This is a genomic window from Nocardia exalbida NBRC 100660 (genome assembly GCF_000308575.1).
Lineage (GTDB): Bacteria > Actinomycetota > Actinomycetes > Mycobacteriales > Mycobacteriaceae > Nocardia > Nocardia exalbida.
Genome location: NZ_BAFZ01000092.1, coordinates 44862 through 50861, shown reverse-complemented (window position 1 = coordinate 50861; position 6000 = coordinate 44862). Strand labels below are relative to the sequence as shown.

General features: G+C 69.5%; 5 protein-coding genes. All 5 read left to right on the top strand.

Annotated elements, in window-relative coordinates; translation table 11 throughout:
• On the top strand, positions 1-436 hold a 436-nt coding region (locus ON29_RS22515; protein ID WP_040869213.1), incomplete at its 5' end, for a dTMP kinase.
• Positions 437-514: 78 nt separating this feature from the next.
• Positions 515-1192, top strand: coding sequence for an MtrAB system response regulator MtrA (mtrA, locus tag ON29_RS22510; protein WP_039800350.1), 678 nt, complete (start codon positions 515-517; stop codon positions 1190-1192).
• A 44-nt stretch (positions 1193-1236) separates the two neighbouring features.
• Positions 1237-3243 carry an MtrAB system histidine kinase MtrB gene (mtrB, locus tag ON29_RS22505; protein WP_245549069.1) on the top strand — a complete coding sequence of 669 codons (2007 nt, stop codon included), beginning with the start codon at positions 1237-1239 and terminating at the stop codon, positions 3241-3243.
• Complete coding sequence (gene lpqB / locus ON29_RS22500) at positions 3240-5063, top strand: MtrAB system accessory lipoprotein LpqB (RefSeq protein WP_040869211.1); 1824 nt, start codon at positions 3240-3242, stop codon at positions 5061-5063. The genes mtrB and lpqB overlap by 4 nt, the downstream gene beginning before the upstream one ends.
• Positions 5064-5198: 135 nt before the next feature.
• Positions 5199-5843 carry a ComF family protein gene (locus ON29_RS22495; protein WP_040869210.1) on the top strand — a complete coding sequence of 215 codons (645 nt, stop codon included), beginning with the start codon at positions 5199-5201 and terminating at the stop codon, positions 5841-5843.
• Positions 5844-6000 lie beyond the last annotated feature (157 nt).

Genomic DNA, 6000 nt, shown 5'->3' with positions numbered 1-6000 from the left:
GTTCGCGCTGGACCGCGCGGACGCGCTGGACGAGCTGTCGAAGCTGTTGGCCGACAACGACGTTGTACTCCTGGACCGCTACGTCGCCTCCAACGCCGCCTACTCGGCGGCCCGGCTCGGGCAGTCGGCCGACGGTGAAATCGTGGACTGGGTGGGCGATTTGGAATTCGGCAGATTCGCCCTGCCCGTACCTGCCCTGCAGGTATTGCTGGATGTGCCCACCGAACTCGCGGCCGAGCGTGCCCGCAGGCGTGGCGAACTCGACGCCGAGCGCGCCCTCGACGCCTACGAGCGTGACGGCGGTCTGCAGTACCGGACCGGCGCGGTGTACCGTGAGCTGGCCGAACGCGACTGGCGCGGACCCTGGTGGACGTACCGATCCGACGACGGTCCGGCTGAGCTGGCCGCGCGGATCGCCGAAATCGTTGGTCGATAAGGTTGGCTGTGCCGTGGGTTCGCACCAGTGTTGGCGTGGCGGCCCGATCCTGGCCTGGGAGATGACAACATAGTAGTTATGAAGCCGAAGATTCTGGTCGTCGACGACGATATGGCACTCGCCGAGATGCTCACGATCGTCTTGCGCGGGGAAGGGTTCGACCCGCACGTGGTCGGCGACGGCACACAGGCCCTGGCGGCGGTTCGCGAGATCCGCCCCGATCTGGTGTTGCTGGACCTGATGCTGCCCGGCATGAACGGCATCGACGTGTGCCGTGTGCTGCGGGCCGATTCCGGGGTTCCGATCGTGATGCTCACGGCGAAGACCGACACGGTCGACGTCGTGCTGGGTCTGGAATCGGGCGCCGATGATTACATCGTCAAGCCCTTCAAGCCGAAGGAGCTCGTCGCCCGGGTGCGGGCCCGCCTGCGCCGGACCGAGGAGGAGCCCGCCGAGCTGCTGTCGATCGCCGATATCGTGATCGATGTGCCCGCGCACAAGGTCAGCCGCGGCGGCGCGCAGATCTCGCTGACGCCGCTGGAGTTCGACCTGCTCGTCGCCCTGGCTCGTAAGCCGCGCCAGGTGTTCACCCGTGAGGTCCTGCTCGAGCAGGTCTGGGGCTACCGGCACGCCGCCGACACCCGCCTGGTGAACGTCCACGTGCAGCGGTTGCGGGCGAAGGTGGAGAAGGATCCCGAGAACCCGGAGATCGTGCTGACCGTCCGCGGTGTCGGTTACAAGGCCGGACCGCCGTGATCCATGGCGTGATCACGCGTCTGGAACGATCGCTGGCACCGGTGGTGGCCTGGTTCCAAGCGGTCGGCATTGCCTTAGGCCACCTGTGGCGTCGTTCGCTGCAGTTGCGCGTCATCGTGTCCACGCTGACGCTGTCGCTGATCGTCATCACGATCCTGGGCGTGGTGCTGACCAGTCAGATCACCGACCGGTTGTTGGACGCCAAGATCAACGCCGCGGTCGAGGAGATGGACCGTGCGCGCAACACGGTGGAGAGCCAGCTGGCGGGTGTGCACGACATCGGCGCCCAACCGCAGCGGTTGGAAGAGGCCCGCAACGCGCTGTCCAACCGCGCCGGCACCGGCCAGTCCACCGGCGCGGCGGGCAGCTTCGATTCGGCGCTGAGCGTCATCGGCGGGATGCCGCCGCAGCAGATTCCGCGCGGCCCGATCCAAGAGGTGCCCGACGAACTGCGCCGGTTCGTGCAGCGCAACCAGGTCAGCTACCAGTTCGCCACGGTCGACGACGCGGATGGCTACCGCGGGCGCGCGCTGATCATCGGCAGCCCGAGCGCGGAGATCCCGACCCTGGAGATCTACCTGATCTTCCCGCTGGCCAACGAGGAACGCAGCCTGTCGCTGATGCGCGGCACCATGCTGGTCGGCGGCATCGTGCTGCTGGTGTTGCTGGCCGCGATCACCGCGCTGGTCACCAGGCAGGTGGTCCTGCCGATTCGTTCCGCCGCCCGGATCGCGGGCCGGTTCGCCGACGGCAGGCTCAAGGAACGCATGCTGGTACGCGGCGAGGACGATATGGCGCGGCTGGCCCAGGCGTTCAACGAGATGGCCGAAAGCCTCTCCAACCAGATCACCCAGCTGGAGGAGTTCGGCAATCTACAGCGCCGGTTCACCTCCGACGTCAGCCACGAGTTGCGCACCCCGCTGACCACCGTGCGCATGGCCGCCGACCTGATCCACGGCAGCAGCGACGACCTCGATCCCGCCCTGGCCCGCAGCGCCGAGTTGCTGGTCAACGAGCTGGACCGGTTCGAGGGCCTGCTCAACGACCTGCTGGAGATCAGCAGGCACGACGCGGGCGTCGCCGAACTACAGGTCGAGTCGCTGGACGTGCGGATGTGCGCGCGGGCCGCGATCTCCACCGTGCGGCACCTGGCCAAGGACGCCGGGGTCGAGGTGATCAGCGACATGCCGGAGGAGCCGCTCGTCGCCGAGGTCGATCCGCGCCGGGTGGAGCGCGTGCTGCGCAACCTGCTCGCCAACGCGATCGATCACAGCGAGGGCAAGCCGGTGCTGATCCGGATGCGCGGCGACGTCGAGGCCAACGCCGTCGCCGTCGTCGTGCGCGATCAAGGCGTCGGTCTGCGGCCGGGCGAGGAGAAGCTGGTCTTCAACCGGTTCTGGCGCTCGGATCCGTCCCGCATGCGCCGCTCCGGCGGCACCGGTCTCGGCCTGTCGATCAGCGTGGAGGACGCGAACCTGCACGAGGGCAAGCTCGAGGCCTGGGGTGAGGCGGGCATCGGCGCCAGCTTCCGCCTGACGCTGCCGCTGGTGCGCGGCAAGAAACTCGGCCCGAGCCCGCTTCCGCTGGAACCGGCGCGCAAGTCGATGCGCCTGGTCGAACCGGAACCGTCCGTCGAATCGGAGAAGGCGCCACCGGTCGCCGCCGAACCGGACGAGGCCACCTACGACTCGACCGCTTCGGGCGCCGCGCAGGGGACGAGCGCCGTGCCGCAGGGCGCGGATCCGGGCAGTTCCGATCCGGCCGGTGCGCAGCAGGGCGATTCCGTGCCGGCGCCCGAAAGCAGGCGTTCGGAGCACACAAAAGAGCCGGACGGCGACGGGCCGAGCGGCGACGAAGGAGACAGCAGGGGCACGGAAGGCGGCTCGGAGGCTCGTGCGAACGAACCGCACGCCACGGCCGGCGGCACGCAGCCCACCGACACCGCCTCGCCCGACGAGGCGCACGCGTCCGGAACGAACGGCTCATCGGCATCGGAGTCGGCGCAACCCGGGGGCGGCGGGGCGCGCGAACCGGGGGACGTACAGTCATGAGAATGCGTGTCAGATCTGCGCGGGGGCGGCGGCTGACAGTGCTGGTGGCGACGATCCTCGCGGTCGTGGCACCGCTCACCGCCTGCGCCAGCCTGCCCGAGTCCTCCGCGCCGGAGGCGCTGGGCACCATCAACCGGGAGCCCACCTCCGAGGGCCCGCCGCCACCGGTCGCCAACCGCGATCCCGATCTGCTGCTGCGCGACTTCCTCCAGGCCACCGCCGATCCCGCCAACCGGCATCTGGCCGCCCGGCAGTATATGACCCCCGCGGCTTCCACCCAATGGGACGACGCGGCGGGCACCGTCATCGTCGAGAAGCCCGACACGTTGCGAGAGTCGCGCTCCGGAGACAAAGCCAACTATCTGATCCGCGCGCGCAAGGTCGGGGAGCTGTCCGCCGACGGCGGGTACCGTCCCAACGACGACATCCCCTTCGTCGAGAACAAGATCGAGCTGACCAAGATCAACGGTGAGTGGCGCATCGACGAATTGCCCGACGGCGTCGTCATGGACTCCACCGCGTTCTTCAAGTCCTACCGCCGCTACGTGCTGTACTTCATCGATCCGACCGGCAATATGGCCGTCCCGGATCTGCGCTGGCTCGCGGTGCCGAAAGCTCAGCTGGCCCAGCGATTGCTCAGCTCGTTGCTAGAGGGGCCGCAGCCCGCGCTGGCGTCGGTGCTGCGCAGCGAGCTGGCGCCGCCGATCGCGCTGCGCGGGGCGATCACCAAGGCCAACGGTGATCCCGACGGCGTCGGCATCGGGCTCGGCGGCGTCAAGATCGACCTGGCGGGCGCGTCGGTGTTGAATCCGCGCGAGCGCGAACTACTGGCCGCGCAGGTGGTGCTCACGTTGTCCAGCGCCGACATCCTCGGGCCGTACATGCTGCTCGCCGACGGCAAGCCGCTGGACGAGCGGTTCGCCGCGAACGGGTGGAGCGTGGCCGACGTGCAGCAGTTCAATCCGGCCACCTCCGCGCGCAATCAGACCGGGCTGCACGCGCTGCGCGGCGGGGGGTTGGTGCAGATCGCCGAGAACGGTGGCATCATCCCCGCTCCCGGCTACTTCGGCGGGGTGAACAACCTCCAGTCGGCGACGTTGTCCCCGGACGGTCAGCTCGTCGCCGCCGTCGCGGAAGCCGGAAGACCCCCGGGCGTGCCGTCGCGCACGCTGATGGTCGGCACCTACGGCGGCAACGCCTTTCCGGTGGCCGAGGGCTTCACCATCACCCGGCCCTCCTGGACCGCGGACGGCAGCGCGGCATGGGCGGTGGTCGACGGCGATCGGGTGATCCGCGCGGTCAACGACCGGGGCAGCGGCAATGTATCGGTGCAGAACGTCGACATCTCCGGGCTGACGGCGGCATCCTCGGCCACCTCGCCTCGGCTGCCGATCACCGAACTACGGATCTCCCGGTCCGGAGTGCGGGCGGCAATGATCGCCGACGGCAGGGTGTACGTCGCGGTCGTCGTGCCCAAACCGGACGGAAAGGTGGCGCTGACCTCGGCGCTTCCCGTGGGCGTCGGACTCAGCACAGCCGCGGTCTCGGTGGACTGGCTCGACGCGGACACCATCATCATCGCCCGTGAGGGCAATGTGGACCCGGTCAGCACGGTGTCGGTCGACGGCTCGGAGCCGACCCCGCTGACCTCACAGAATCTGACGGCGCCGGTGCGCTCGCTGAGCGCGAGCCCGGACCACCAGTACGTCGCCGACTCACGCGCGGTGCTGGAGCTGACCTCCGCTCCGGACCAAGGGCAGCCGTACTGGCGCGAGGTCCCGGGTCTGGGCGCGAACGCCATACCCGTCCTGCCCGGCTGAGCTGCGTCCGGTCCCGGGTACGCGGCCGTGGTGGACCGCGTAAACGTCCCTGCCGCAGACGCATACGTTCACCCCGGGGCATCGCCGCCGGCCTGAGCGAGCGAACTTGTCGGGGGCCGGGCGCACACTCGGTCGATGCGAACCCTGCTCGATCTGGTGCTGCCCGCCGCCTGTGCGGGCTGCGGACGTTCCGGAGCCGATTGGTGCGCCGCCTGCGCCGTCACCCTGACCGGCCCGCCGGTGCGGGTGTGGCCACGCACCGATCCGGGCGTTCCGTGCTGGGCGCTCGGGCCGTACGCCGGGCCCGCGCGCCGGGCGGTGCTCGCCGTCAAGGAACGAGGCAGGCGCGATCTGGCGAAGCCACTCGGGGTGGCGCTCGCGGGCGCGCTCGCCGAGTTGCGTTCGCCGCGCCGTCCTTTGGTGCTGGTTCCCGCGCCGAGCAGGAGTGTGGCGGCGCGACGCCGCGGCGGCGATCCGGTGCTGCGGTCGGCCGCGGTAGCTGCGCAATGGCTACCGGACACCCGCATGGTACCCCTGTTGCGAGTGGGTCCAGAGGTACGTGATTCGGTCGGCTTGACACCCGCCGAGCGGGCTCGCAACCTGGAGGGGCGGGTGCGCACCGCCCCCGGCCGTGTCGCCGCTCGGGGAATACCGGCGAACGCCGAGATAGTGCTGGTCGACGACGTGCTGACCACCGGTGCCACGGCCCGCGAATCGGTGCGTGCACTGCGGCACATCGGATTGCCGACACATGGCGTTCTGGTTACGTGTGTTGCTTGACTCCGGGAAATTTGCGTGAACACTGGCGATCAGCGCGTCGGCGGACTAGCGTCGCGAACACACACCCGAACCGCAAGTTTGGAGGTGGCGCCTCGGACAACTTGTGCCGAGTAATTGTCGATCGGCACGGCTCAATCCCGCCGCACTGGAATCGGTC